Raw genomic sequence first — 26,642 nt, 5'->3', positions numbered from 1 at the left:
TGAGGTCAGCCTAACGAGGCCTCGTAACGCCCGCTAAGCGTTAAGCCATGCAGAGTAATATTTCCTGGCCTTGGCGAGTTTGGGGTTGATGATCACCTGGCAATACCCCTGCTCCGGATGCTTGGCGTAGTAGTTCTGGTGGAACTCCTCGGCAACGTAGAACCGGGGGAGGCGGCTGACCTCGGTGACGATGGGGTTCGCCCACAGAGCCTGGTTCCGTTCGATGGCTTCCTCGAAGAGGATCTTCTCTTCGGTGGTCTCGTAGAACATTGACGAGCGGTACTGGGTGCCGACGTCGTACCCCTGCCGGTTGAGCGTTGTGGGATCGTGCAGGGCGAAAAACATGTCGAGGATGACCTCCGCCGGGATCACGTCCTCGTCGAAGGTCACAGCCACCACTTCGGCATGGCCGGTGGTGCCATTGCAGACCGAGTAGTAGTCCGGGTGGGGATCGTGGCCCCCCGTGTAGCCGGACACCACTGAGGTGACGCCCTTGGTCTTCTGGTAGACGGCGTCGAGGCACCAGAAGCAGCCTCCGCCTAAAACAAAAGTTTTCATGACCTCTTCAATGGTTCGCGGCACCGGATGATTCCCCGGCCGTTGTGCAGCGCCGTTTCAAACATGCGTTACGGACGGGGCGATGGGGTAAAACTAAGACTATGGAACCTGTGGACACTGACGTTACCGGCCAGGAGAATCACGACGGCGACGCCCCCTCCGGCGCGGAGGCAGCGGACGGCCAGTCCCAGGCTCCCACCCTGGGTGAGCTGCTCCTTGCTGTGGAGGAGCTGTGGCCTGAGTCCCTGGCGGAGCACTGGGACGAGGTTGGGCTGGTGGCGGGGCACCCCTCGGCCGCGGTGACCCGGGTGATGTTTGCCGTGGACCCCACGCTTGAGGTGATTGAGGAGGCGGTGGAATGGGGCGCGGAGCTCCTGATCACCCATCACCCGCTGCTGCTGAAAGGTGTCACCACTGTCGCTGCCACCACCGCCAAGGGCCGGGCCGTCCACCGGCTCATCGAGTCGGGCACCGCGCTCCTGACCGTGCACACCAACGGTGATTCCGCCGTCGGGGGTGTGTCCGACGTACTCGCCGACGCCCTGGGCCTGCAGGACGTCGCCCCGCTCACTGTGGCAGCCAATGGCCTCCCCGAAGAGGGAATCGGGCGCGTCGGTGACTTGGCGGACGCAATGACCCTGGGTGACTTCGCAGCACGTGTCTTCGGCATATTGCCCTCCGTGGCGGGGGGCGTGCGCGTCTCGGGGGACAAGGACGGCCTGGTGCGGCGGATTGCAGTCTGCGGCGGTGCCGGGGATTCGCTGTTCAATGAGGTGCGCGCCAGCAACGCGGATGTGTATGTCACCGCCGACCTTCGCCACCACCCGGCGTCCGAGGCCCGGGAAGCGGCGCTGAACGGCCGGCCTTACCTGGTGGACGTCTCGCACTTCGCCAGCGAGTGGCTATGGCTGCCGGCAGCCGCCGCAGCGTTGGGCAACGTCCTCGCCGACCAGGGCCACGACGTCGAAATCCAGGTCAGCACCACCAACAGCGATCCGTGGGACTTCATCCTGACTCCGGGCTAAGCCTGGCGTGCGGGTTCGTCGCGAGGCAGGGGAGCAGGGCAGGCGCTAGAGTCTAGGAAGCGCCGTTCAGGTGCCCGGCTCCGGCCGGAAGTATTCAAGCGGAGGTAAAAGTGGCGAAGGCAGCACCGGCGGAACAGTTGAAGTTGCTTGAGCTGCAGGGACTGGACGCCAGGCTGAAGTCGCTCGCCAACCGCCGCCGCTCGCTGGAGAACGATCCCAGGATCAAGGATCTCGAAGCTGCCTTGTCCGTCGCCAATGGTGAGTTGGGCGCCGCGAAGGTGGCCGTCCACGATGCCGAAGCCGAACTGAAGCGCGCCGAGGCGGACGTGGAGCAGGTTGCCTCCCGGATCGAACGGGATGAGGCAAGGCTCAACAGCGGAACCGGGCTGTCCAAGGACCTGGTCGCCTTGCAGAAGGACATCGCTTCCCTGAACAAGCGGCGCTCGGACCTGGAAGACGTGGAACTCGAGGTCATGGAACGGCTCGATACGCTCCGGGCCAGGCAGGCCAAGCAGCAGGGGATCGTGGACGACATCCAGGGATCCTTCGGCAGCATCCGGGCGGAGCTGGACGCAGCCCTCGCCGAAGTTGAGGCAGAAGCCAGTGGGCTCCGGAGCCAGCGTGCAGAGTTTGCCGCCGCCCTCGACGCCGGAATGCTGGCCGTGTACGAAAAGACCCTGGCGAAGCGCGGGGTGGGCGCCGCGAGGCTGTTCCACGGAACGTCCGAGGCGTCGGGAATGAAGTTGAGCCCCGGCGACCTCGCCGAGATCAAGGCTGCGTCCGCGGACGACATCGTGTTTTGCCCGGACTCCGGCGCCATCCTGGTGCGCTCGGAGGAGTGGGCGTGACCTAACTGGGTAGCGTTAAGTGTCGTTTTGACGGGTCTTAGCGACACTTAGCGCTACTTGGTTGGGGGCTGGCGGGAAATCAGCCCGGCAGGATGATGTTCAGCGCGTGTGGCTTCCGTGCCGAACCCTCCACGAGTTCGGCCTCCCACTTTTCGCGGCTGGCCTTCAGCAGCTGCTCGGGCGACTCCGGTGTCTTTCCCCTCCGGGCCAGGAGATGCCGTGCCAGCTCACCGCGGGTGTGCTTTGCAAAGTGGCTGACGACCTTCCGGACGCCGTTGACTTCGGTGAAGACGTTGACGGTAACTGTTTGGGTGGCCGGCGGAGCCCACGCTGCCGCGTAGGTGCTGGACCGGCAGTCCACCAGCAGGTGCCCTGAAACGGCCCCGGCCAGCGCATCGGCGAGTTGCGGTTTCCAGAATGAGGCGAGGCGTCCGACGTCGGGCAGCGCCGTTCCCATGGATAGCCGGTAGGCAGGCACATTGTCGCCGAAGCGGATGGCGCCCCAGAGCGCCGAAATGACGAGTACCGACTCGTCCGCCTTGCGGCGTTGGCCGGCAGTAAGTGTTTTGTAGCCCAGTGCGTCGTACAGCACACCTGAGTAAATCTGGTGCGCCGGAGCCGCCGGTTCAGCATGCAGCCGGGTGTTGCGTTCGACGTCGTCCTTCAGCGATGCCCCGACCCCCAGCAAGGCGAGGGCGTCCTCGTGCGCGCTCACCGTCCCCAGCGCGTCCAGCACCTTGGCACGGTAGGAATTCAGCTGCGGGAAGCTCAGGGCGGGCCAGTCGACGGCGGATCCACGGACCGCGGGTGTCTTGCCTTCAGAGGGGGGAAGCAGAATCAGCACCGTCCGATCCTACCGGCGGCGGGAAAGCGGCACGGCGCCGGTAGACTGGATCCGGATGGGTTGACCAGGCGGCCGCGCGTCACGCAAGTGGCTCGAGGAACGTCCGGGCTCCGCAGAGCAGGGTGGTGGGTAACGCCCACTCGGGGTAACCCGCAGGCCAGTGCCACAGAAAACAGACCGCCTGGGTCGCGCCGGTTTTGAAAGCGGCACGAAACAGGTAAGGGTGAAACGGTGGTGTAAGAGACCACCAGCTTCCCGGGTGACTGGGAAGGCTAGGTAAACCCCACCCGGAGCAAGGCCAGACAGGGCACGTTTGAGGGCTGCTCGCCCGAGTGTCCGGGTAGGCCGCTGGAGGGCGCCGGCAACGGCGTTCGTAGATGGATGGCCGCTACTCCCGCACCGGCAACGGGGCGGGAGCACAGAACCCGGCGTATCGGTCAACCCATCCATTCAACCGGTTTGACCTTGGAAGCTCTGTTGGGGATGCTAAACCGTGCCCTCTAATACTGATGGACAACCCGGGACGGGAACGGCCCAGCCGCCGGTCCGTTCCCCGGGCAGGCAAGTTGTTGCGCTGCTTGGCTTCCTTGCCCTTTCGTATGCCGTCTGCATGCTCGCCTCCATCCCGATCATCCTCAATTCCAACGGCTGGTTTGCGGACTCGGTCAAGGCCCCCTGGATGCCGGCGGGATGGATGTTCCGCGCCGCCTGGCTTTCGCTGTATGCCGGAATCGCCGTGGCCGCCTGGCTGGTCTGGCGGAGGGGAGCCCTGGTCCGGCCGGTCGCACGCTTGTATGGTCTGCAACTGTTGCTCAACCTGGCCTGGCCCATAATCTTCTTTGGCATGTACCCCATGCTCGGCGCAGCGGCTTTATGGATCGCCCTCGCGGTGATCGGCGCATTGGCTGTTGTCCTGGTCCTCCTCATCCTGCGGTTCGGGCCCGTCAGCACGGCGGCCGGGCTGCTGGTTTTGCCCTACTTCTCCTGGGTGGTTTTCTCCGCGAGCCTCAACCTCTACTCCGCCATTCACAACTGAAGCCCTACCAGAGCCGCCGGAATCCTGGTGTGAGTGATTTCACGCGGCTCGAGCCACCCCCGGGCAGTCCGCCAAATTAGAATGGATAGCGGACGCAGGAGTTCTTCCGCCGGAATTGCGTTCGCACCCGGCGGTTTTCTTTTGCACACGATCCAGGCACCTGGGGGACAAACCCCGCAGGTGCCGGCGCCCCTGGACATCATCAGGTGGCCGACATCCGTGTACGAGGACGTACGCGGCTGAACCGAGGAAGGTATTTCTGTGAGCCAGACGTCTGATTCTTGTCTTGATACGTGGATGGGCCGGGAGGCCCTCGCCGAGGCCATGATTCCGGTTATCGGCCGGCTGTACCGCGAAAACAATGTGGTGACCAGCATCCACGGCCGGAGCCTGATCAACAAGTCCACCATGAACATCCTCAAGGCGCACCGCTTCGCGCGCAGGATGAGCAAGGATGAGCTGCTGCTGGAGGAGACCGCGCCGCTCCTGAACACCCTGGCGGGGCTGGAGCTCGGTGCGGCCGCGATCGACATCGCCCGGCTGAACCAGAAGTTCAAGGAAGAGGGCGGCGACGCCACCCTGGAGGAGTTCCTCCGCGAGGAACTCGCCGAGATCGTGGGCAAGCGCGGCGGCGACGACCGCACCAGCACCGACGTCGTGCTGTACGGCTTTGGCCGCATCGGCCGGCTCCTGGCCCGCCTCCTGATCGAAAAGGCAGGTGGCGGCCACGGCCTGCGGCTGCGCGCCATCGTTGTCCGCAGGGGCTCCGATAACGACCTGTCCAAGCGCGCCAGCCTGCTGCGCCGCGACTCGGTGCACGGCTCCTTCGAGGGCACCATCCGCGTTGACGAGGCAGCCAACACCATCACCGCCAACGGTGTCCAGGTGCAGGTTATTTACTCGGACAACCCCGCCACCATCGACTACACCGCCTACGGCATCAACAACGCGCTGGTGGTGGACAACACCGGCCGCTGGCGCGACGCCGAAGGCCTGTCCCAGCACCTGCAGAGCAAGGGTGTGGCACGGGTGCTGCTGACCGCCCCGGGCAAGGGCGAGCTAAAGAACATCGTCCACGGCATCAACCACCGCAGCATCGAGGACACCGACCAGATCGTGTCCGCGGCCTCCTGCACCACCAACGCCATCACACCCGTCCTGAAGGCCATCAACGACAAGTTCGGGGTAGTCCACGGGCATGTCGAGACGGTCCACTCGTTCACGAACGACCAGAACCTGATTGACAACTTCCACAAGGGCGACCGCCGCGGCCGTTCGGCAGCGCTGAACATGGTGATCACCGAAACGGGAGCAGCCAAAGCAGTGGCAAAGGCCCTGCCCGAACTTCTGGGCAAGCTCACCGGCAGCTCCATCCGCGTCCCCACCCCGGACGTCTCCCTGGCCATCCTGAACCTGAGCCTGGAAAACGGGACCACCAAGGATGAGGTCAACGAGTACCTGCGGGAGATGTCCCTGCACTCGGACCTGCGCAAGCAGATCGACTACATCGATTCACCCGAGGTGGTTTCCACGGACTTCGTCGGTTCCCGCCGTGCAGGCATCGTTGACGGACTCGCCACAATCTCGAACGAAAAGAACCTGGTGCTCTACGTCTGGTACGACAACGAGTTCGGTTACAGCTGCCAGGTTGTCCGCGTCATGGAGGAAATGGCCGGTGTGAACCCGCCGTCCTTCCCCGCCAAGGAATCGGCCGCAGCCCTGGCCGCAATTTCCGTCTGATCCAGCCCTCCGGCCAATCTCGATTTCCCGGCTGATTCGCTGGAATCAGCCGGGAAACGGGACCACACTTGTGCCATGGATAAAGATTCGACGCTCCAGCATGAAACTACCCTGGAACACGCACTCGATGTGGCAAAGGCCAACCACAAAGAGGCCGTCCGCCTGCTTGAAGGCGCCCGCGCCGGCCACGCAGCGGGCGACGTCAGCGAGGACCGGGTGCGGCAGCTTGAGGGACTCCTGGCCATCGCCGAGGAGGACCTTCGACGGGTGATGCGGGAGCAGTAGCTCCATCAGTCTGACCCTCACCCGCCCTCCACAGTGTGGATATCGGCAGGGATGATGCTCGGCTGTCCTACGCTCTTCTGGTGCATCAACAAACCGGAAGGGCAGGAACCCCATGACTGTGAGCTGGTCCGCCTACCGCCGTGCCCGGCGCCGTTCCCGGCAGGCGTGGGGAGTGCTCGCAGTTGCTGCCGTCTCGGCGCTGGGGGCTTTGTTCTGGTTCTTCACCGCTGGCCAGTTTGCCGTAACGGAGCCCGCCGCTTCCGGGCCCACAGAAGCTCCCGTCTTTGACCCCGGCTGGATGAAGCCGGTTGTGCCGGTCCATCCGGTGCCCCTGGGAACAGCCCTCTCGGTACTGGACGGACTTGTCGTGAAGGGACGCGCGGGGAAGGACAACTACAGCAGGGAGGCGTTCGGCCAGGCCTGGCAGGATGTTGACCGCAACGGCTGCGATACCCGCAACGACATCCTGCGGCGTGACCTTACGGACGTGGTCTTCATGGAAGGGTCCACGTGCCGCGTGGCCGCCGGGACCATCCATGAACCCTACCTCGGACAGTTTGTGGACTTCCGCCGGGGCTCAGAAAGCAGCCGGGCAGTCCAAATAGACCATGTCGTTGCCCTGGGTGACGCATGGCAGAAGGGCGCGCAACAGCTGACGGCAGGGGAGCGGCAGAGCCTCGCCAACGATCCCCTGAACCTCATCGCAGCGGACGGACCGGCCAACCAGCAGAAGAGTGCCGGCGATGCCGCCACCTGGCTTCCCGGGAACAAATCGATCCGCTGCCACTATGTAGCCCGCCAGATCTCCGTCAAGGCTGCTTACGGACTCTGGGTCACGGAGGCAGAAAAGGACGCCATGAAGCGGGTTCTAGGGTCCTGCCCGGACCAGCAGACCGTTTCAGCCCGCTGATCCCTGAACCCGGGCGATCCTGGCGCGTCGAGGCAGCCGGCCATCGTCCCGCTGTCGGGCCTAATGGCCGAAGGGGTCCGGGTCCACGCCGGGCATCCAGGTCAGTCCGGGAACGCCCCACCCGTTTTTCTTGGCCTGCTTCATGGCCTTGCGGGCGTAGCGGTCCATCAGGCGGTTGACGTAGAGCTTGCCGTCAAGGTGGTCGTACTCATGCTGCATCACTCGGGCGAACCAGCCGGTCGCCTCGAACTTGACCGGCTGCCCAAAGCCATCAAAGCCCTCCACGCGAGCCCACTCGGCGCGCTTCAGCGGGTACTGCCCGCTGGGGAAGGACAGGCAGCCTTCCTCTTCCTCGTCGGGGTCGGGGACAGCCCCGGAAATTTTGGACAGGGTGAGGACCGGGTTTACCAGCACGCCAGTGGGGGGAGCGCCGTCGTCGTTGGCGAATTTGTACACGAAGATCCTCTTGCCCACCCCAACCTGCGGGGCCGCAAGGCCCACGCCGTTGGCTGCATCGTTCGTTTCGAACATGTCCGCGATGAGGGACCGCAGTTCGTCGTCGAAAACTTCCACTTCGGTTGCCCTGCGGTGCAGCACGGGCTCTCCCCAAATGGTGATTGGCAGAACAGTCATCCCTCGGTCCTTCGGCGGTATCTTGTGCAAAAGAAAGGAGGCTGCACCGGATATCCGGTGCAGCCTCCTTTATGGACGGCTGTAATACCATCCCGTGAGGGTGAGCTACGGGGGTTGAACCCGCGACCTCCTGGACCACAACCAGGCGCTCTGCCAACTGAGCTAAGCCCACCATGCGCCCTGCAGATTTACCGGCGAACCGGCTCTCTTGAAAGGCAACTCAAATAGCTTACCTGCTCTTCAAGGGTGCTTTGTCCACTTTTGCCGATTTCACCGAAATTTCCCGCAAACGTGGTGCAGATTACGCTTCCGGCTGCTGGGTGTCGCCGGCGGCGGAGATGCGCTTCGCGATCCGCTGGGCCGTAGCGCTGTCGGGTCCGGGCGGCGGCACAAACACGGCTTCCCGGTAGTAGCGGAGTTCATCGATCGAATCCTTGATGTCCCCCAGTGCGCGGTGGCCGCCCTTCTTTGCCGGCGACTGGAAGTAGGCCCTGGCGAACCAGCGGCGGGAGAGCTCCTTGATGGTGCTGACGTCGATGACGCGGTAATGCAGGTGCTCCACCACGGAGGGCATGTCCCGCGAGAGGAAGACGCGGTCAGTGCCTACCGAGTTGCCGCCCAGGGGTGCCTTGCGCGGGTCCGGTACCCACTTTTCGATGTACTCCATAACGGCGGCTTCGGCTTCGGCCATGGTGGTGCCGTGGGGGAGTTCCTTGAGCAGCCCGGACTTGGTGTGCATGTCCCGGACGAAGTCGTTCATCTGGGCAAGGGCCGCATCATCAGGTTTGATCACTACGTCCACCCCGTCACCGAGGATGTTCAGTTCGGAGTCCGTGACCAGGGCTGCCACCTCGATCAAGGCGTCGTTCTTGATGTCCAGACCGGTCATTTCGCAGTCGATCCAGACGATTCGTTCGTTAGATATAGGCACCGGACCAGCCTACCGTTACACCTCCCGGCTGCCTGCCGGTGCTAGGATTTCGGGTACGCGGCGGGACCACTTGCTGTCGTTGTAACCCGCCTCGGCCGGCCGTGCAGCCCGCCGGGCAGAATCGCGCCAAGCCAAGAGCGCAAACCAAGAGATTGGACGATCCTGAGATGACGGCGCCTTTGCCTGCAGCGGGGGAGCTTGCGGCCGTTGACACTGCCGCAACTGTGGCCGACGTCGATAATCCCCGCTCACCGCTTCTGGCCGGATTCGTGGGCTCGATGTTTATGCTGATCGGTTCCTTGGGAGTGGGCTGGCTGGCTCCCGTCTCGGAACTCCGCCGGATGCCCCTGTTCATCTGGATGCGGGCAGAAGCAGGCGGCGTGGCCTTGTCCATCGTTCTGTTGGCGGTAGGCGGGATGCTTCTGGTGCGCGCCTGGCTTCGGTTGGGCCAGCGCGTTCATGTCTGGGGAGAAGAAGCCCGTAAGGCGACACTGATGGCAGTGGTCGCCTGGGGGCTGCCCATGATGTTCAGCGTGCCGCTGTTCAGCCGCGACGTCTACGCCTACATCGGCCAGGGCCGCCTGATGGTGGAGGGCTTCAACCCGTACGAGAACGGCATCTCGGCGCTCTCCAACTACTTCCAGCTGGGCGCGGACAAGATGTGGACCGAGGCGCCGGTTCCCTACGGGCAGTTGTTCCTGTGGATCGAGCAGTTTGTTGTGTGGGTCACCAACGTCCAGCCGGAGACCAGCGTGATGCTGTTCCGGCTGGTGGCCGTGGCCGGCGTGGTCCTCTGCGTGATCTATGTGCCGAAGCTTGCGGAGCTCCATGGGGTCAATCCCCACCGGGCCCTCTGGCTCACGGCCGCCAACCCACTCTTCCTCACCAACTTCATAGCCAGTGTCCACAATGACGCACTCATGATCGGATTGGCCCTGGCGGGCCTCTACTACTCAGCCACCCGCCGCGTGGTCAGGGGCATCGTCCTGGTGACACTCTCGATCGCCGTCAAACCCATCACCATTGTTTTCCTGCCCTTCATCGGGCTGCTGTGGGCAGGGAAAAACGCAGGCTGGCTCCGGAAGTTCGCCTTCTGGGGGCTGACCGCAGGATTGAGCCTGGGGATCCTGGTGCTAATGAGCCTGGTGAACGGGTTCGGCTTTGGCTGGATCAACGGGCTTTCCGCTCCGGGCAGCATTTACATCTGGTATGCGCCGGTGGGGCTGATCGGCATGGTGGTCGCCTCACTGGGTAACTCATTCGGGATGGACGGATGGCTCCTCGCCGATTGGGTGTTCGACGCCGGGAAGCTGCTGGCGGTGGGCATCGTTGCCTGGCTGATCTTCAGGGGTGAGCACGACCGCCTGATCCGCCGGCTGACTCTTGCGTTTGCGGGAATTGTCCTGCTGGCACCGATGATCCAGTCCTGGTACGTGGTGTGGCTAATTCCGTTGTTTGCCGTGACCGGCATCCGCAACGACTGGCAGGTCAAGGCCCTCTATTTTGTGGTCTCGTTCTTTATGATTTACGCCATTTCGGACCAGCTGGAGGTTTTCCCTTACCTGCAGACCGCGGACCTTGGGTTAGCGCTGGCATTGGCGCGTGTAGCCGCTGCCGTGACCGGCCTGCTGTTCGGCCTCTACCTGATCTTCTGGGATCCGAGCACGCGAAGCCTCTTCCGGAAGACTTCCGATCCTGTGGTGGAACGCCCCGTCATCTAGTCAGGTGCTTGAGCGCTTCCCGGCGTGACAGTGGGCTTATTCTCTCCCCGTGTCCAGCCACGAAATCCGACACCCAGCCCGGCGCGGTCTTGGCGTACTCCCGCAGGGCCCAGCCGATCGCTTTCCTGATGAAGAACTCGGGATCGGAAAGGTTCTCGCCTCGATAACACGGCGCAGGAGTTGGGGATCGGTGTCCCCTTTGGCCTTCAGCTGCGCGGTGATCGATGCACGCCTGATCCAGAGGTCCGGGTCGGTGCTCCACTCCAGAATTACCGCCGACACCTCGGTACGGTGGGCCTGCAGAAGCGAGCAGATCCGGCCTGCCACACCGTCGGCGAAGTCCCACCAGCCACCCTGGCGGATGATCTCCTCGTAGACCGGAAGCATCGTCAGGTCCTCGGCCACCAGCTTGCCGAGGGTCAGGTCGATGGCCGCATACCGCTCCTCGCGGAACTCCGCATCGCGCCATAGTTCCAGCACGGTGGCCCGCTGCACGGCTGCTGACTCGAAGGGATACCGGGCAACGGCAGCCGTGGTCAGCCGGCGTACATCCGGAACCCGCACACCCAGGAACGGCATGGGGGATTTCATGTACGCCTGCGCACCGGCAGCACGCACCGGGTCCGCCGCTTGCTGGAGCCGGATGCGGATGGCATCGAGCACATCCCGATTGACCATACGGGGATCAGGAGGGGTCGGTCCAGCCCGCCCGGCCCAGCCAGCCCGCACACAGCGAACTCCATTGATCAGGCCCGGGCTCGCCGTCGGCAAGGCCCAACCCATGGCGTCCGTGCGGAAAGACGTGCAGCTCAGCGGGCACGCCGGCGCTCAGCAGCGCACCTGCGTAGCCGAGGGTGTGGCTTACCGGTACGGCGGCGTCGTCGGCCGTGTGCCAAAGGAACGCGGGCGGCGTTTCGCCGGTTACCTGCTGTTCTGCTGACAGCTCCGCCAGGACGTCCGACGTCGGCGCCTCGCCAAGGAGGTTGTCCACCGACCCCTGGTGCACTTCCCGGGTGTAGGACACCACCGGGTAGCACAGGACGGTGAGGTCGGGGACAGCACCGGGAACGTCCAGGTCAGCGCTGCCGGTGGCCACCGCTGTGGAAAGCGTCGCCGCAAGGTGTCCGCCGGCGGAAAACCCGAGTACCCCCACGCGTTCCCGGTCAACAGCGAGGCCGTGCGTTCCGCCACGGATGTGGAGCATTGCCTGCTTTGCATCCTCAAGCGGCGCCGGGTGCCGGTCAGGGGCAACACGGTACCGCAGGACAAACGCGTGAATGCCCAGGCCGGCGAGCCAGTCGGCAACAGGCTCCGCTTCATGGTCCGCCTGCCGGGCGTAGCCGCCTCCGGGGAGGACCAGGACTGCGGGCCGGTCACCGGCGGCGCCGGTGCTGGACGGGACGGCTGTCAGGCGGGGCGCCACGTTCAGGCCGCCGTCTCGGTGCTGCGGCGGAGCGTGACTTCGCCGGTGATCGGATACGGCTGCACGACGGCGGCGCCTCCCTTTTCTGCACCGCCGGTTCCTGCGTCCCTGGATTCCCGGTCCGGCCCTGCGCCGGTCGCGAGGGCTCCCGGAGCTGTGGCACGGGTGGCAAGGCGCCCGATCTCTTCGAGCGGGAGGCGGACCGTGGAGAGTGCGGGGCGGAAATCGCGGAGTGTCTCGATGTCGTCGAAGCCGGCGATGATGGCGTCGCGCGGAATGCGGAGCCCCTGTGAACGGAGTGCAGCCGTAGCGCCGATGGCCATGACGTCGTTGACGGCAAAGATGCACAACTTCCTGCCGCCGGCCGCATCCCCGGATCCCGCCTGGCGTTCCTTGATCAGCCCGGCAAGCTTGAGTCCGGCCTCGTAGCCGCCCGCCCGGTTGAATGCGGTGCGCAGGATGTCCGCAGGCTCGCGCCCTGCCGCTGCCAGGCCCTCCTGGAAACCGCGCACCCGGTCGTCGGAGGTGAAGAGTCCCTCCGGGCCGCCGATGATCACAAAGTCACCGTCCCAGCCGGCGGCAAGTTTGAGCGCCAGCGCTGCGGCGAGTTCCTGGTTTGGCACGGCCAGCACGTGGTAGCCCTCCTCCGCCGTCGCACCAACTACCGGGTGGCCCACAACCGCTACCCGGCCGCCGTTGCGGCAATACCTGTCCAGTTCGGCAGCCAGTTCCGCATTGTCCTCCTGGTTCTCCGGCTGGGACGAGCGGGAACCTGCGATCACGATGGAGTCGGCGCGGCGGGCTGCGAAGGCTGCCACCGCTTCCTTCTCTTCTGCCGGAGCTCCGCCGGTGGTGGCCAGCAGGACCATTTTGCGCTGCTCACGTGCTGCTTCCTGGACGCCCCGGGCAATGGCGGCGAAGTAGGGGTCGGCGATGTCGTGGACGATCAGGCCTATCAAGCCGGAGCTGGACTTCGCCAGGCCCTGTGCCTGCGCATTGGGAATGTAGCCGAGGGAATCAGCGGCCTGCCGGACCCTGTCAGCGATGTCCTGGCCGGGCTTGCGCGCGGAACCGTTGAGGACGCGCGAGGCGGTGGCCGGCGACACGCCGGCGAGCCGCGCCACCTCGGTAAGGGTACTTGCAGCCACAGCAACTCCTGGAGGCTTTAGAGGAACAGTAAGCGTGCTCACATTATGGCAGTTTTACGCCCTTTCCGGAAAGCGCTTGCCAATACGTCTGCCCCGGTGCATCATGGATGTAGTGGGAATGCGCTTTCCCAATTAGCTTGAGTACTACTGCTCACTCACCGTGGAGGACACATGGGCTTCGAAACTAAGACGATCCGCATCGCCATGAACGGCATCACCGGCCGGATGGGCTACCGCCAGCACCTGCTGCGCTCCATCCTCCCCATCCGGGACGCCGGTGGCTTCACCCTGGAGGACGGCACCCGCATCCAGGTTGAGCCTATCCTGGTAGGCCGCAACGAAGCCAAGATCCGCGAACTCGCGGAAAAGCACAAGGTCTCCGAATGGAGCACCGACCTCGACGCCGTGATCAACGATCCCACCGTCGATATTGTTTTTGACGCCTCCATGACCAGCCTTCGTGCTGCCACGCTGAAGAAGGCCATGCTCGCCGGAAAGCACATCTTCACGGAGAAGCCCACGGCCGAGACCCTCGAAGAAGCCATCGACCTGGCCCGCATCGGCAAGGCGGCCGGCGTGACCGCGGGTGTTGTCCACGACAAGCTGTACCTGCCCGGCCTGGTCAAGCTCCGCCGCCTGGTGGACGAAGGCTTCTTCGGCCGCATCCTTTCCATCCGCGGCGAATTTGGCTACTGGGTCTTCGAAGGCGACGTCCAGGCTGCGCAGCGCCCGTCCTGGAACTACCGCAAGGAAGACGGCGGTGGAATGACCACGGACATGTTCTGCCACTGGAACTACGTCCTTGAAGGCATCATCGGCAAGGTCAAGAGCGTCAACGCCAAGACCGCCACCCACATCCCCAACCGCTGGGACGAAGCGGGCAAGGAGTACAAGGCCACCGCCGATGACGCCTCCTACGGCATCTTCGAACTCGAGACCCCGGCCGGCGACCCTGTCATCGGCCAGATCAACTCCTCCTGGGCCGTCCGCGTCTACCGGGACGAGCTCGTGGAATTCCAGATCGACGGCACCCATGGTTCCGCCGTGGCAGGCCTGAACAAGTGCGTTGCCCAGCAGCGTGCGCACACTCCGAAGCCGGTCTGGAACCCGGACCTGCCCGTCACGGAATCCTTCCGCGACCAGTGGCAGGAAGTGCCTGCCAACGCTGAGCTGGACAACGGCTTCAAGCTGCAGTGGGAAGAGTTCCTCCGCGACGTCGTTGCCGGCCGCGAACACCGCTTTGGCCTGCTGTCCGCCGCCCGCGGTGTCCAGCTCGCAGAGCTCGGCCTGCAGTCCAACGACGAACGCCGCACCCTCGACATCCCGGAGATCACGCTCTAATGACCTCGCTCATCCTTCCCTCCCACGACGGCGGTACCAGGGAATACCGGCTGCAGGGCGCTACGTCCTGGGCCCGTCCCACAGCCCCGCTGACCACCCGCCGCGCCTACGCCGCAGCACACGTCATCCCCGAGGTCCTGGCAGACAACACCCCCGGCGCCCCGGCCCGGCTCGACTGGGAAGCCACCATGGCCTACCGCCACGAGCTGTGGTCCTACGGCCTGGGCGTTGCCGATGCCATGGATACCGCCCAGCGCGGCATGGGCCTGGACTGGGCCGCCACGCAGCAGCTCATCAAGCGCACCGGCGTCGAGGCTGCCTCTGTGGTCTCGTCCGGCAACGCGGCCACGGCCGGCAAATCGGTCCGGGACCTCGTCTCCTGCGGCGCCGGCACCGACCAGCTGGACATCGACTCCCTGCCTGTTGGCGAAGCGGGACTCAAAGCCGTCCTCGAGGCGTACCGCGAGCAGATCGCCGTCATCACCGAGGCCGGGCCCAAGGTCATCATCATGGCCTCGCGGGCCCTCGCCAAAGTGGCCAGCGGCCCGGAGGACTACCTGAAGGTGTACTCCGCCCTGCTGCAGGAAGTGGACCAGCCGGTCATCCTGCACTGGCTCGGCACCATGTTCGATCCCGCCCTCGCCGGCTACTGGGGTTCGGATGATGTTGCGACAGCCACGGACACGTTCCTCGGGCTCATCAAGGACAACGCGGCGAAGGTGGACGGTGTCAAGGTCTCCCTGCTCGACGCCAGCCACGAGGTGGCCCTCCGCGCTGCGCTCCCCAAAGGCGTCCGCCTCTACACCGGTGACGACTTCAACTACCCCGAGCTGATCGACGGCGACGGCAGCCACCACTCCGACGCCCTCCTGGGCATCTTCGCCGCCATCTACCCGGCAGCTTCAGTAGCCCTGCAGAACTACGATGCCGGCAACGGCGCCAGGGCCCGGGAGATTCTGGATTCCACCCGCGAACTGGGCAAGCACATCTTCAGCGCCCCCACGTTCTACTACAAGACCGGGATCGCGTTTATGTCCTGGCTCAACGGCAAGCAGCAGGGCTTCCAGATGGTGGGCGGACTGCACTCGGGCCGGTCCGTATGCCACCTCGCCAAGACGTTCGAACTGGCAGACCAGGCCGGACTGCTCCGGGATCCGGCGCTCGCCGCTTTCCGGATGTCTGATTACCTGCGGATCAACGGAGTAGGAGTATGAGCGACTTCTCCCGCCTCGCCATCAACAGCGCCACCACCAAGAAGTGGACCCTCGCCCAGGTGGTGGAGGGCTGCGTCAACGCCGGGATCCCGTCCATCGGCCCTTGGCGGGATCGGGTGGAGGAAGCTGGTCTGGACAAAGCAGCGCGCCTGATCAAGGACGCCGGCCTGCGCGTCTCTTCCCTGTGCCGCGGCGGATTCCTGACCGCTGCTGACCCTGAGGGCCAGGCCGCCGCGCTGGCCGACAACCGCGCCGCCATCCTGGAAGCTGTGGCCCTGGGCACCAAGGAACTGTTCCTTGTTGTTGGCGGACTGGCGGCGGGCGAGAAGGATGTGGTGGCCGCACGCCGGCGCGTCGCGGACCGCCTCGCCGACCTCGCTCCCTTTGCGGAGGAAAACGGCGTCCGCCTGGTCCTTGAACCGCTGCACCCCATGTACGCGGCGGACCGTGCCCTGATCTCCACGCTGGGGCAGGCCCTCGACCTTGCGGCGCCCTTCGATGCCTCCACTGTGGGCGTCGCAGTTGATACCTTCCATGTCTGGTGGGATCCCGAGCTCAAAGGCCAGATCGACCGCGCCGGCCGGGAGAACCGCATTGCCTCCTACCAGGTGTGCGATTTCAACATGCCCATCGCCGCCGATCCGCTGCTGTCCCGTGGGTACATGGGCGACGGCGTAGTGGACTTTGCCACCATCGGCACCTGGGTTCGGGATGCCGGCTACACCGGTGACATCGAAGTGGAAATTTTCAATCAGGACATCTGGGACACGGATGGCAATACCGTCCTGGCCACAGTGAAGGAGCGCTACGCGGAGCTCGTCCTCCCGTACGCCTGACACGCTCTGGATGTCCTGTCCAGACCGCGGGCTCCTGCCACGCCTTTTCCCAACATGGCTGCCAGGAGCCTGCGCCCCACCCCAAAAAGACCCGGCCCGCCATCGGCGGTCCGGGTCCTTTTGTTGGTGAGGATACCTAGGCGTACAGCGAGGCGCATCTGCGGTAGCGGGCCAGCACCCCGCCGTCGTCCTGCCCTGCGGGGAGGTCGACGGCGTCGAGCGCCCACTGCGGAAACTGCCCCGTGAGTGCCGCGGCGGCCTGGCGCGCGGCGCCGTCGGCTACGTATTCCCCGGGACGCGGCACGGTGACCTCGATTCCCAGCAGCTGCGCTACGGCCTCCTGCACGGCCGCGGACTGTGCTCCGCCGCCCACCAGGATGATCCGCCTGGCCTCGACTCCCTGCTGCTGAAGGGCCGCCAGCCCGTCAGCCAGCGAACACACCACGCCTTCGACGGCGGCGCGTGCCAGATTGGCCGGGGTGTAATTGCGGCGGGTAATCCCATGCAGGGAACCTGTGGCGTCGGGCAGGTTTGGCGTCCGCTCGCCGTCGAAGTAGGGCACGAGGGTCAAGCCTCCGGCACCGCTTTCGGCGGAGAGCGCCAGCTCGGTGAACTCCGGCAGGCTGACATCCAGCAGGGCTGCGGTGGCATCAAAAACCCGGGTGGCGTTGAGCGTACACACCAGCGGCAGGTAATTCCCGGCGGCGTCCGCAAACCCTGCCACCAGCCCGGACGGATCGGCGGCGGCGGTACCGGACACGGCAAAGACCGTTCCGGACGTGCCCAGCGACATCACCACATCGCCGACGCCGGCACCAACACCCAGCGCTGCTGCGGCGTTGTCCCCGGCGCCGGCGGCCACGAGGGCGCCGGCGGGAGTCTTGCCTGCGACGTCCAGCGGGCCCAGCACTTCGGGCAGCAGCGGAACGTGCCCCAGTGAGGACTCCAGGACGTCCGGAAGGTACCGGCCCGCCGCCGTCGAATAATAGCCCGTACCGGAGGCGTCCGACCGGTCCGTGGTCAAGGCCTTAAGGCTTCCCGGTCCGCTGCCCTCGCCATAGCCCAGAAGCCGCCAGGTCAGCCAGTCGTGCGGCAGGCAGACCGCAGCAACCTTCGCCGCGTTCTCCGGCTCATTCCCGGTCAGCCAGTGCAGCTTCGTGAGCGTCAGCGACGCTACCGGGACGGTGCCCGTGGCGCCGGCCCAGTAGCTGGCGCCGGCGGCAGGGTCGCCGTCACCCGCGGTCCGGATCAGCTCCAGGGCCGCACCGGCACTGCGTGTGTCATTCCACAGGAGCGCAGGCCGGATCACCCGGCCGTCGCTGTCCAGGCAGACCATGCCGTGCTGCTGGCCGCCCACTGAAACCGCCGCTACGTCGTCCAGTCCGCCGGCCTTTGTGATTGCCTCCTGCAGGGCTGCCCACCAGTGGTCCGGGTGGACTTCGGTGCCCTCCGGATGGCTGGCCCTGCCTTCGCGGATCAGTGCTCCAGTGTCCGCATCACGGATCACCACTTTGCAGGACTGCGTGGAGCTGTCGATGCCTGCTACCAGTGCCATGGTCAGCGTGCGTTGAGGAGGTGTTCGATGGCGAGCTGGTTGAGGCGGACGAAGGCGAAGGAGCGTTCGGCTGCTTTGTCGGCGTCGAAGTCTTCGAACGCGGTGGTGTCGTTGAGCAGGTCGGTGGCGGTTTCGCCGGCGGTGAGGGTGGTTTCGCCGAGTTCGAAGACGCCGGAGGCGGCGAGGGCTTCCTGGACCTGGGGGTCGGCGCGGAACGCGGTGGCGCGTTCTTTCAGGAGCAGGTACATGGACATGTTGGCTTTGGCGGATTCCCAGACGCCGTCGTACCCATCGGTGCGGGAGGGCTTGTAGTCGAAGTGCCGCGGGCCCTCGTAGCGGGGGCCGCCGTTGGGGAAGCCGTTTTCGAGCAGGTCCACGGTGAAGAAGGCGCTGGTGAGGTCGCCGTGGCCGAAGACGAGGTCCTGGTCGTACTTGATGCCGCGCTGGCCGTTGAGGTCGATGTGGAACAGCTTGCCGGCCCACAGGGCCTGGGCGATGCCGTGGGTGAAGTTCAGCCCGGCCATCTGCTCGTGCCCGGTTTCGGGGTTCAAACCCACGATGTCGCCGTGTTCGAGCTGGGCGATGAACGCCAGGCCGTGCCCGACGGTGGGCAGGAAGATATCGCCGCGGGGTTCGTTGGGCTTGGGCTCCAGGGCGATCCGCAGGTTGTAGCCCTTGTCCTTGATGTACGCGGCGGCGGTGTCCACGCCCTCGCGCATCCGGTCCAGGGCCGCGGAGAGGTCCTTGGACCCGTCGTATTCGCTGCCCTCACGCCCGCCCCACATCACGAACGTCTCGGCGCCGAACTCCGCGGCGGAATCGATGTTCCGCAGGACCTTGGACAGGGCAAAGCGGCGGATGGAGCGGTCGTTGGAGGTGAACCCGCCGTCCTTAAATACCGGGTGGCTGAACAGGTTGGTGGTCACCATCGGGACCTTCAACCCGGTCTCGGCCAGGGCCGCCTTGAAGTTCTTCAGGATCAGCTCCCGCTCCGAGGCCGTGGCCTCAAACGGGACCAGGTCGTTGTCATGGAAGGTGATGCCGTAGGCGCCCAGCTCCGCGAGCCGGTGCACCGCCTCCACCGGATCCAGCGCCGCACGGGTCGCAACACCGAACGGGTCGGCGCCGGTCCAGCCAACAGTCCAAAGACCAAAAGTGAACTTCTCAGCGGGGGTCGGGGTAAGAGTCATGATGCGTCCTTGCACTAGTTGTTCCGCCGTCGGTCCGGCGGTTAGTTCATCGCTTGAACTATATAAGCGTGATTACGCTAAGGTCAATAGCAAAGGGAACGCAACCCACGGTCCCGCATCGAGTACGAGGAGGCCGGCCATGGCGAACACGGCAACGGCGACAGCGGCCGGCGCCGCCACGCCGGGGAGCATGGGCGACGTGCGCCGGAGTAACCTTGCCCTCGTCCTCGGCACGGTGGCACAGTCCCCGGCCGGATTCCACCTGACCCGGGCGCAGATTGCAGCAGCCACGGGACTGACCAAGGCCTCGGTGTCGAGCATTGTCCTCGACCTTCTCGAAGCGGGCATTCTGCATGAAATTGGCCTGAACCCCCAGGGCGAGCGCGGCCGGCCGGGCGTCGGACTGGAATTAAACCCTGCACGCGGTGTGATGGGTATGGAAATCAACGTCGACTACATCGCTGCCGGCGCTACCAGTCTTTCCGGGGCCGTGGTGGTGCAGGAGATTCGTGAACGGGACAACCGCGATACTGCAAGTGCGCCTGTGATGGCTGCCCTCGCTTCCTTGGCTGCCGAAGTCCGGGCGGCGGCCGCGGCCAAGGGCATGGAGGTGCTGGGCGGAGGACTGGCTGTTCCCGGACTCGTGGATGCCGGCAGTGCAACGGTCATCACTGCCCCCAACCTGGGGTGGGTGGACGTAAAACTGGACGTTGCCCAGCTGCTTCCCGGCTTACCGTTGGGTGTCACGCTGTTCAATGAGGCCAATGCTGCTGCCCTCGCTGAACTGGCCCACGGTCCCCACCGCAAGCAGGACTTCCTCTTCATCTCCGGCGAAGTGGGTGTTGGCGGCGGGCTGGTCATCAGGTCGGAGCTTTTCACCGGCCCGGATGGGCATGCGGGGGAAGTGGGCCATATTGTGGTCGACCCCGAAGGCAGGCCATGCTCGTGTGGTGGAACGGGCTGCCTGGAGACAATAGCCGGGCAGGATGCGATTCTTGCCGCCGCGGGAATTGAAGGAAAACGGCAGGCGAGGTCGGAAAGCATGTCCGCCCTGGTGGAGGCGCTTGCTGCGGAGAAGCCGGACGCAGTGCTGGCCGTGCAGCGTGCCGGGCGGTCCCTGGGCGTCGCGATTGCCTCCACGTCACGGGTTACCAACATCAGGGCCGTTGTGCTCGGCGGGCACTTCGCCGTCCTCGAGCATTGGCTGCGCCCGCCGTTGATCGAAAGCCTCAGCAAGTACGCACCCGGAAAAGTTCTCCCGGAAAACATCACCACGGCCGCTGTGGGGGAGGGCGGAGCCCTGCTGGGTGCCGCGGGAAGCGTGGTCCGTTCCCTCCTGGAGGCGCCGCACCGGCTCCACTCCTAGCGTCCTGCCGCGGCACTGGCGCGTATGGGAGCCGGGCGGACAATGGGAGCACTGTTCCTTCGGCTTCACCGGAGCCGAAGCCGCCCGCGTGGAAGTGATCTACTTCGTCGTCGTTGTTCCCGGGGTTCTGGCCACTGTGGCGATGGACCGCGGGGCCCGGCGCACGGCACCACGCCGTGCCACCGCGGTCGCCGCTTTCTCCCTCAAAAGGCGCCCCATGTAACGACGGAGGCCGCAGGCGCCGGGTAGAGGGCGTGCCCGTTCACAGCCAGCACTCACCGAAGGCCCTGTGCGGGACTGAAGCGGAGTCTTTCCACCGGGCCTGAGCCTGACGCAACAGCACCTGAGGCTGATAAGAAACCAGTAGTGGCCCGCGCCTGCGATACCGCAGGCGCGGGCCACTTCCATAAGTGCCCCAGGAGGGAATCGAACCCCCGACCGGCGGATTAGAAGGCCGCTGCTCTATCCCCTGAGCTACTGAGGCAATGGTTTCGGAGCTAAAATCCTGCGCCTCAAAAAGTTTACATTGCCGGAAGTGCCGGTGCTGTCACAGCTGCGCAACGGCGACCGTTCCTCCACAGGCAGCCGCGGAGGGCCGGTTGTGCACATACGCAAGGCGAAGGCTCCCGGGTGGACCCGCATGGGCGGGATGCTGGTCTTGCCTGCTAGGGCAACACCACATGAAGACAAGGACGTAAAGATGAGCGACACCATAACGATCCGGGGCTTCGTTGCCACCGAGATCAAAAGCTCCACCACGCCAGGGGGAGTGGCCACCGCTTCTTTCCGCATCGGATCCAACTCCCGCCGCTTCGATAAGCAATCCGGCACCTGGGCCGATGGCCACACGAACTGGTTCACGGTCCAGGGCTACCGCCACCTTGCGGGAAGCATGGGTTGCAGCATAAGGAAGGGCCAGCCGGTCATCGTGGTTGGCAAGTTGAAGATCCGCAGTTGGGAAAAGGACGGCCGGGTCTACTACTCACACGTCATAGATGCCGACTCCGTGGGCCATGACCTCACGTGGGGTACGGCCAACTTCATCCGGTCCTCCACCAAGCCAATCCTGTCGCTCGTGGAGCAGGAGGCTCCCATCGAAGCCGAACCCCGTTCCGGCGCGGACGGACCCTTCGACGAGCCGGAGGACAGCGAAGAAGACCTGGACGACGGCGGTGATCCTGCTGCCTTCGTCGAGGACAGCAATGGCGACCTTCTTGCCCTGGACCTGGAAACGGGGGAACTCGCCGAAACCGGAGTCTAATATTCCCTGTCTCAACGTCCCCCTTGGATCCCTTGGCGGGCAGGACCGCGGCACCCCCCGGCTGCGCCCTGCCCGCCCAGGTTATGAGCGGCCGCCGGACCACATGGCAGAATGACAGCATGCGGATCAGCCCTGACCACCGGCAATACAGTAGGGCCGGTGCATCCTCGGCCGCTTTTTCCGCTTCACGGCACGTTGCCGCACACCGAGTGCTGGCGGCCATCACTGGCGCCGCGTTGGTAGCTGTTTTGTCAGGCTGCGTGGGCGGGGTGCCGGGTGCCCAGCCTGGTGCAGCTGAACCGGCAACTGCGGCGTCACGCACTGCGGCCTCGTCCACCGGTCCCGGGTCCTCCGGAGCCCCGGCCGGGCCGCTGGCGGATACATCCGGAGGTCAACTGACTGACGGCCCGGCGGCCGCCACCGAAACGGTCAAGAAAACCGTCACGGACGCCCTGGGCCGGCTGGCGGCGGGATCTCCCAGGCCCGCTACCGCGCAGGTGACCGAGGCCCTGACCGGAGCGGGAGTGGACCCGGCGGCGTTGCAGGTCTCGCAGAGCCGGACCCCCACCGGCCTGGAAGCCGACGCCATTGAAGCCTCCGTGCTCCAAGGCAGCGACTGTGTCATCGGCCAGGTCCGCGACGGGGCCGTCACAGTGACGGTCCTGCCGGTACTCGCCAGCGGCAAGTGCTTCGTAGGCTCCTGATCCTGATTCCCCGAATGTGAGATATGCCCGCCAACCCACTAGATTTGGAACCATGGCGGAATTTATCTACACAATGACCAAGGCCCGCAAAGCCGTTGGCGAAAAACTCATTCTTGATGACGTAAGCATGTCCTTCTTTCCCGGCGCCAAGATCGGTGTTGTGGGCCCGAACGGTGCCGGTAAGTCCACCATCCTCAAGATCATGGCCGGGCTGGACACCCCCTCCAACGGTGAGGCCCGGCTCAGCCCCGGCTACAGCGTTGGCATCCTCCTTCAGGAACCACCCCTGAACGAAGAGAAAACCGTCCTGGGCAACGTCCAGGAAGGCGTCGGGGAGATCTACGGCAAGATCCAGCGCTTCAACGAAATCTCCGAGGAAATGGCCAGCCCCGACGCTGACTACGACACCCTCCTCGAAGAGATGGGACACCTGCAGGAAGCCATCGACGCCGCAGATGCCTGGGACCTGGACTCCCAGCTGGAGCAGGCCATGGACGCGCTCCGCTGCCCGCCTGCGGACGCCGACGTCACCAACCTTTCCGGTGGTGAGCGGCGCCGCGTGGCCCTGTGCAAGCTGCTCCTGCAGAAGCCGGACCTGCTGCTCCTGGACGAGCCCACCAACCACCTGGACGCAGAGAGCGTGCTGTGGCTCGAACAGCATCTGTCCACGTACGCAGGCGCAGTCCTGGCCGTCACCCACGACCGTTACTTCCTGGACCACGTGGCCGAATGGATCGCGGAAGTGGACCGCGGCCACCTGTACCCCTACGAGGGCAACTACTCCACGTACCTGGAGAAGAAGCGGGCCCGCCTGGAAATCCAGGGTAAAAAGGATGCCAAGCAGGCCAAGCGCCTCAGCGAGGAACTGGAATGGGTCCGGTCCAACGCCAAGGGCCGCCAGACCAAGTCCAAGGCCCGCCTCGCCCGCTACGAGGAAATGGCTGCAGAGGCCGACAGGACCCGCAAGCTGGACTTCGAAGAAATCCAGATCCCGCCGGGACCCCGCCTGGGTGGCCTGGTGCTGGAAGCCAAAAACCTGCAGAAGGGCTTCGAAGACCGGACCCTAATCGACGGACTGTCCTTCAGCCTGCCCCGCAACGGCATCGTCGGCGTCATCGGCCCCAACGGCGTCGGCAAAACCACGCTCTTCAAGACCATCGTCGGACTGGAGCCCCTCGACGGCGGCGACCTGAAGATCGGCGACTCCGTCAAGATCTCCTACGCGGACCAGAGCCGCGGTGGCATCGACCCCAACAAGACCCTGTGGGAGGTCGTCTCGGACGGCCTGGACTTCATCCAGGTTGGCCACGTGGAGATGCCGTCCCGCGCGTACGTTGCCGCCTTCGGGTTCAAGGGCCCGGACCAGCAGAAGAAGGCCGGTGTGCTCTCCGGTGGTGAGCGCAACCGCCTGAACCTTGCCTTGACCCTCAAGCAGGGCGGCAACCTGCTGCTCCTCGACGAGCCCACCAACGACCTCGATGTCGAAACCCTCAGCAGCCTCGAAAACGCGCTGCTGGAATTCCCCGGCTGCGCCGTGGTGGTCTCGCACGACCGCTGGTTCCTGGACCGGGTGGCCACCCACATCCTGGCCTACGAAGGCGACGAGGAAAACCCGTCCAAGTGGTACTGGTTCGAGGGCAACTTTGAATCGTATGAGGAGAACAAGGTGGAGCGCCTGGGTCCGGACGCGGCCAAGCCGCACCGGGTCACGCACCGCCGCCTCACCCGCGACTGAGCCAATCGGAGCTGAGCCAACCCACGCGGTATCAGGCGCTGGCGGGACACAACAATAAACAGGCCGGCACCCTCAGGGGTGCCGGCCTGTTTTGCATTGTCCGGGACAAAGCGCCGGAGGTTAGTCCCGGGAAGCCTTGCGGATCTGGTGCTCCATGACCTTGGACTGGAAGGCGCCCACCACCTTGTTCTTCAGGTCGGTGGGCACGCGGACCATCCCTTCCTGGGCTACCGACGCGACGTGCTGGCCGGCCTGGTTGAAGATCTTGCCCGTCGCCAGTCCGCGGGCGCCCTGTGCACTCGGTGATTCCTGGACATACAGCAGCCATTCATCCACCCGGGCCGGGCGGTGCCACCACATTGCGTGGTCCAGGCTCGCAACATTCATCCCGGGAGTGATCCAGCTCAGCCCATGGCGTCGCAGGATCGATTCCAGCAGGGTGTAGTCGCTGGCGTATGCCAGGGCGGCACGGTGCAGGTTGGGGTTGTCCGGCATGGGGCCGAAGGTTTTCATCCACACGGCATTGCGTGCTGCCCGCTCACCGTTCGCTGATACGTACAGCGGAGGATCAACGTGCCGGATGTCGAAAGGCCGTTCATAGGCCCAGTGCCGCGCTACCGGATGGTCGAACTTTCCCAGCAGGTCCGCTGTGCTGGGCAGGGACTCGGGGTCGGGAATTCCGCTGGGCATCACGGACTCGTGCTCGACGCCTTCGTCCTCGCCCTGGAAGGAGGCGATCATTGACAGGATGGGCACGCCTTCCTGGTACGCATGGACCCGGCGTGCCGAGAAGGACCGGCCATCGCGGAGGCGCTGCACACCAAAGGTGATGGGCTTGTTCGCGTCGCCCGGGCGAAGGAAGTAGCCGTGCATGGAATGGACAAAGCGGTTCGGATCCACCGTCCTGAATGAGGCAACAAGTGACTGCGCCAGCACCTGGCCGCCAAAGACCCGGTGATGGGGCTGCTGCTGCGACGGGCCCAGGAAGATGTCCTCGTCCGTCCGGGCCCCCTCCAGCTCACCAAGGTCAAGAAGGGAGATGAGCGATGAGGTGGGGTCTCCGCTGGGGAGCGCCAGGAGTCCGGCGTCGGCTTCAGTCATGGTTCGACTCTAGACGGCACCCCGGGACTGCTCAACAAAGGTACAGCCGGTAGTGTTCTTGGTGTGTCTGATCTACTCACCTCGTCCTTCCGTTTCGCCGATCCCCGGGATCTCGCCGACCTGAAGACCTTCGCCACACGCGCCAAATCCATTGACGACGGCGCCATCCGCCTTCAGGCCGCGGGTTCCGTTCTCGCCGCGTACGTCTGCGTGCTGCGGCCACGGGTGCTCGGCGAATCGACCCCCACGATCCTCGGACTGCGCACCATGGCCCTGGCCGAGCCGTCCGGGACTGACGTCACCGTCCCCCTCGCGGCAGTGCTTGACCGGCTCGCGCGGGCGGGGGAGGACGACGTCGAACTGCCGGTTCCGCCGTCCACCGTCACCGAGTCCTGGACCGGCGTCGGCGCGCCAAGGAGCGGGTGGGAGCTGCTGGGTTCACGCAGCGATGCAGAGTTGCGGCGGGCCGCAGAGGCGGGCATCGCCGAAGTGGCCGGAATCGTGCCGGACAGGCCCGGCGCGCTGATCGTCAACAACGCCCGGGCAGCCGTGTGGGGCAGGGAACTTGATGACTCCGGACTGCCGGCAGGCGCCGCCTTCGCAGCACTCGCCCTGGGCTTCCTCGCCGACGGCGACCAGAAGCTCTACCGCGCCGGCCGCTGGTTCCGGCTCACGGGTCCGCGCGGACACGTCCTCGCCCGGACGGGAAGCGGACTGCTCTAACGGTAGGCCGCGGCGACCGGATTGAGGGCGGCAACCACTGCTGATGCCGCAGGCGATTCGGTCACTGCCCGGCCGGGCTGTTCACCATGGACAAGGCTGCGCGCTCCATATAGTCCCAGAGGGTCCCCTCGTACAGGGGCGGGAGTTCCAGTGCGTCCACAGCTGTGCGCATGTGGAAGAGCCAGCGGTCCTTGGCCTCCGGCGTCACCTTGAAAGGCATGTGGCGCATGCGCAGCCGGGGATGGCCGCGCTCTTCCCCGTACGTGGTGGGCCCGCCCCAGTACTGCTCCAGGAACATCAGGAACCGGCGCTTTGCGGGTGCCAGGTCCTCTTCGGGGTACATCTGCCGCAACACCGGATCCGTCGCCACGCCGTCGTAAAAGACGTCAATCAGCTTGACGAAGGTTTCGTGGCCGCCCACAGCGTCATAAAAGTTGTCGGTGTAGCCGGGCTGGCTGAACGGATCGTTCTGCATCAGCTGGCGGGGCAGCTGCGGTTCGATGGGGATGGTCAT

At 65.2% G+C, this 26,642-nt stretch carries 25 protein-coding genes, 2 tRNA genes, 1 other RNA gene and 1 pseudogene; 16 read left to right on the top strand and 13 right to left on the bottom strand.

The genetic code is table 11. The annotated features are described in order from the left end of the window. Positions 1 to 33 precede the first annotated feature (33 nt). Positions 34 to 558 carry a peptide-methionine (S)-S-oxide reductase MsrA gene (msrA, locus tag AC5RUQ_RS19705; protein WP_430225602.1) on the bottom strand — a complete coding sequence of 175 codons (525 nt, stop codon included), beginning with the start codon at positions 556 to 558 and terminating at the stop codon, positions 34 to 36. A gap of 101 nt (positions 559 to 659) precedes the next feature. On the opposite strand from msrA, the gene AC5RUQ_RS19700 reads away from it, so the two are divergent. Next, positions 660 to 1,583, top strand: a complete 924-nt coding sequence (locus tag AC5RUQ_RS19700) for a Nif3-like dinuclear metal center hexameric protein (protein WP_493948958.1) — start codon at positions 660 to 662, stop codon at positions 1,581 to 1,583. Between the two features lie 110 nt (positions 1,584 to 1,693). Continuing rightward, the gene (locus tag AC5RUQ_RS19695; RefSeq protein ID WP_493948957.1) at positions 1,694 to 2,431 is read left to right on the top strand and encodes a zinc ribbon domain-containing protein; all 738 of its coding nucleotides are present in this window, start codon (positions 1,694 to 1,696) and stop codon (positions 2,429 to 2,431) included. Positions 2,432 to 2,510: 79 nt separating this feature from the next. Here AC5RUQ_RS19695 and AC5RUQ_RS19690 read toward each other — a convergent pair whose 3' ends face one another. Continuing rightward, positions 2,511 to 3,275, bottom strand: a complete 765-nt coding sequence (locus AC5RUQ_RS19690; RefSeq protein WP_493948956.1) for a YaaA family protein — start codon at positions 3,273 to 3,275, stop codon at positions 2,511 to 2,513. 56 nt (positions 3,276 to 3,331) lie between these two features. Here AC5RUQ_RS19690 and rnpB point away from each other — a divergent pair. The 5 genes from rnpB (at position 3,332) to AC5RUQ_RS19665 (ending at position 7,246) form a co-directional block, all read left to right on the top strand. Further along, positions 3,332 to 3,724: RNase P RNA component class A (rnpB, locus tag AC5RUQ_RS19685), an RNA gene on the top strand. A 44-nt stretch (positions 3,725 to 3,768) separates the two neighbouring features. Further along, the gene (locus AC5RUQ_RS19680) at positions 3,769 to 4,311 is read left to right on the top strand and encodes a TspO/MBR family protein (protein WP_493948955.1); all 543 of its coding nucleotides are present in this window, start codon (positions 3,769 to 3,771) and stop codon (positions 4,309 to 4,311) included. A 261-nt stretch (positions 4,312 to 4,572) separates the two neighbouring features. Then, on the top strand, positions 4,573 to 6,051 hold the full coding sequence (locus AC5RUQ_RS19675; protein ID WP_430225597.1) for a glyceraldehyde-3-phosphate dehydrogenase: 1,479 nt from the start codon (positions 4,573 to 4,575) through the stop codon (positions 6,049 to 6,051). 75 nt (positions 6,052 to 6,126) lie between these two features. After that, positions 6,127 to 6,336 (top strand): hypothetical protein, encoded by a 210-nt coding sequence (locus AC5RUQ_RS19670; RefSeq protein WP_493948954.1) that lies wholly within the window; start codon positions 6,127 to 6,129, stop codon positions 6,334 to 6,336. Between the two features lie 112 nt (positions 6,337 to 6,448). Then, entirely contained in the window at positions 6,449 to 7,246 is a 798-nt protein-coding gene (locus tag AC5RUQ_RS19665) for an HNH endonuclease family protein (protein WP_493948953.1), read from the top strand. 60 nt (positions 7,247 to 7,306) lie between these two features. Here the strand turns inward: AC5RUQ_RS19665 and def are convergent, their stop codons facing one another. The 3 genes from def to orn all read right to left on the bottom strand — a co-directional run bounded on the left by def (position 7,307) and on the right by orn (position 8,810). Next, the gene (def, locus tag AC5RUQ_RS19660) at positions 7,307 to 7,879 is read right to left on the bottom strand and encodes a peptide deformylase (protein ID WP_493948952.1); all 573 of its coding nucleotides are present in this window, start codon (positions 7,877 to 7,879) and stop codon (positions 7,307 to 7,309) included. A gap of 99 nt (positions 7,880 to 7,978) precedes the next feature. Further along, positions 7,979 to 8,051, bottom strand: a tRNA-His gene (locus tag AC5RUQ_RS19655). A gap of 129 nt (positions 8,052 to 8,180) precedes the next feature. Beyond that, positions 8,181 to 8,810, bottom strand: a complete 630-nt coding sequence (orn, locus tag AC5RUQ_RS19650; protein ID WP_493948951.1) for an oligoribonuclease — start codon at positions 8,808 to 8,810, stop codon at positions 8,181 to 8,183. 167 nt (positions 8,811 to 8,977) lie between these two features. On the opposite strand from orn, the gene mptB reads away from it, so the two are divergent. Then, a complete protein-coding gene (gene mptB, locus AC5RUQ_RS19645; protein WP_493948950.1) occupies positions 8,978 to 10,531 on the top strand; it encodes a polyprenol phosphomannose-dependent alpha 1,6 mannosyltransferase MptB in 1,554 nt (517 codons plus the stop codon). On the opposite strand, the pseudogene AC5RUQ_RS19640 reads toward mptB, so the two are convergent. The 3 genes and pseudogenes from AC5RUQ_RS19640 to AC5RUQ_RS19630 form a co-directional block, all read right to left on the bottom strand. Then, positions 10,524 to 11,209 (bottom strand): annotated as a pseudogene (locus AC5RUQ_RS19640) (DNA alkylation repair protein). The gene mptB and the pseudogene AC5RUQ_RS19640 overlap by 8 nt on opposite strands. A gap of 7 nt (positions 11,210 to 11,216) precedes the next feature. Next, on the bottom strand, positions 11,217 to 11,954 hold the full coding sequence (locus tag AC5RUQ_RS19635) for an alpha/beta hydrolase (RefSeq protein ID WP_493948949.1): 738 nt from the start codon (positions 11,952 to 11,954) through the stop codon (positions 11,217 to 11,219). Positions 11,955 to 11,956: 2 nt separating this feature from the next. Continuing rightward, complete coding sequence (locus AC5RUQ_RS19630; protein WP_493948948.1) at positions 11,957 to 13,102, bottom strand: LacI family DNA-binding transcriptional regulator; 1,146 nt, start codon at positions 13,100 to 13,102, stop codon at positions 11,957 to 11,959. Positions 13,103 to 13,273: 171 nt separating this feature from the next. Between AC5RUQ_RS19630 and AC5RUQ_RS19625 the strand changes: the two genes are divergently transcribed. Genes AC5RUQ_RS19625 through AC5RUQ_RS19615 form a run of 3 tightly spaced genes read left to right on the top strand, consistent with a single transcriptional unit; the run spans position 13,274 to position 16,493 of the window. Then, positions 13,274 to 14,443, top strand: coding sequence for a Gfo/Idh/MocA family protein (locus AC5RUQ_RS19625; protein ID WP_493948947.1), 1,170 nt, complete (start codon positions 13,274 to 13,276; stop codon positions 14,441 to 14,443). Beyond that, the gene (locus AC5RUQ_RS19620) at positions 14,443 to 15,657 is read left to right on the top strand and encodes a dihydrodipicolinate synthase family protein (RefSeq protein WP_493948946.1); all 1,215 of its coding nucleotides are present in this window, start codon (positions 14,443 to 14,445) and stop codon (positions 15,655 to 15,657) included. The genes AC5RUQ_RS19625 and AC5RUQ_RS19620 overlap by 1 nt, the downstream gene beginning before the upstream one ends. Continuing rightward, positions 15,654 to 16,493, top strand: coding sequence for a sugar phosphate isomerase/epimerase family protein (locus tag AC5RUQ_RS19615; RefSeq protein ID WP_493948945.1), 840 nt, complete (start codon positions 15,654 to 15,656; stop codon positions 16,491 to 16,493). Before AC5RUQ_RS19620 ends, AC5RUQ_RS19615 begins: the two co-directional genes overlap by 4 nt. Before the next feature lie 136 nt (positions 16,494 to 16,629). Here AC5RUQ_RS19615 and xylB read toward each other — a convergent pair whose 3' ends face one another. Further along, positions 16,630 to 18,048, bottom strand: coding sequence for a xylulokinase (gene xylB, locus AC5RUQ_RS19610; RefSeq protein ID WP_493948944.1), 1,419 nt, complete (start codon positions 18,046 to 18,048; stop codon positions 16,630 to 16,632). Positions 18,049 to 18,050: 2 nt separating this feature from the next. Beyond that, positions 18,051 to 19,238 carry a xylose isomerase gene (gene xylA, locus AC5RUQ_RS19605; RefSeq protein WP_493945667.1) on the bottom strand — a complete coding sequence of 396 codons (1,188 nt, stop codon included), beginning with the start codon at positions 19,236 to 19,238 and terminating at the stop codon, positions 18,051 to 18,053. Between the two features lie 139 nt (positions 19,239 to 19,377). On the opposite strand from xylA, the gene AC5RUQ_RS19600 reads away from it, so the two are divergent. Further along, on the top strand, positions 19,378 to 20,604 hold the full coding sequence (locus AC5RUQ_RS19600; RefSeq protein WP_493948943.1) for an ROK family protein: 1,227 nt from the start codon (positions 19,378 to 19,380) through the stop codon (positions 20,602 to 20,604). Between the two features lie 411 nt (positions 20,605 to 21,015). Here the strand turns inward: AC5RUQ_RS19600 and AC5RUQ_RS19595 are convergent. Next, positions 21,016 to 21,088: transfer RNA gene (locus AC5RUQ_RS19595), tRNA-Arg, on the bottom strand. 216 nt (positions 21,089 to 21,304) lie between these two features. On the opposite strand from AC5RUQ_RS19595, the gene AC5RUQ_RS19590 reads away from it, so the two are divergent. From AC5RUQ_RS19590 to ettA, 3 genes are all read left to right on the top strand, one after another. After that, on the top strand, positions 21,305 to 21,865 hold the full coding sequence (locus tag AC5RUQ_RS19590; RefSeq protein WP_493948942.1) for a single-stranded DNA-binding protein: 561 nt from the start codon (positions 21,305 to 21,307) through the stop codon (positions 21,863 to 21,865). A 119-nt stretch (positions 21,866 to 21,984) separates the two neighbouring features. Beyond that, positions 21,985 to 22,569: a DUF6993 domain-containing protein gene (locus tag AC5RUQ_RS19585; RefSeq protein ID WP_493948941.1), complete on the top strand. Its 585-nt coding sequence runs from the start codon at positions 21,985 to 21,987 to the stop codon at positions 22,567 to 22,569. A gap of 52 nt (positions 22,570 to 22,621) precedes the next feature. Continuing rightward, positions 22,622 to 24,304 carry an energy-dependent translational throttle protein EttA gene (gene ettA, locus AC5RUQ_RS19580; protein ID WP_163164096.1) on the top strand — a complete coding sequence of 561 codons (1,683 nt, stop codon included), beginning with the start codon at positions 22,622 to 22,624 and terminating at the stop codon, positions 24,302 to 24,304. A gap of 120 nt (positions 24,305 to 24,424) precedes the next feature. On the opposite strand, the gene AC5RUQ_RS19575 is transcribed toward ettA, so the two are convergent. Continuing rightward, on the bottom strand, positions 24,425 to 25,405 hold the full coding sequence (locus tag AC5RUQ_RS19575) for an acyl-CoA thioesterase (RefSeq protein WP_493948940.1): 981 nt from the start codon (positions 25,403 to 25,405) through the stop codon (positions 24,425 to 24,427). Positions 25,406 to 25,468: 63 nt separating this feature from the next. Between AC5RUQ_RS19575 and AC5RUQ_RS19570 the strand changes: the two genes are divergently transcribed. Beyond that, a complete protein-coding gene (locus tag AC5RUQ_RS19570) occupies positions 25,469 to 26,128 on the top strand; it encodes a DUF8185 domain-containing protein (protein WP_493948939.1) in 660 nt (219 codons plus the stop codon). A 61-nt stretch (positions 26,129 to 26,189) separates the two neighbouring features. Here the strand turns inward: AC5RUQ_RS19570 and AC5RUQ_RS19565 are convergent, their stop codons facing one another. After that, the gene (locus AC5RUQ_RS19565; RefSeq protein WP_493948938.1) at positions 26,190 to 26,642 is read right to left on the bottom strand and encodes a globin; all 453 of its coding nucleotides are present in this window, start codon (positions 26,640 to 26,642) and stop codon (positions 26,190 to 26,192) included.

It is taken from the genome of Arthrobacter sp. MDT2-3, assembly GCF_059090465.1.
This window is presented reverse-complemented; position numbering and strand designations above follow the sequence as displayed.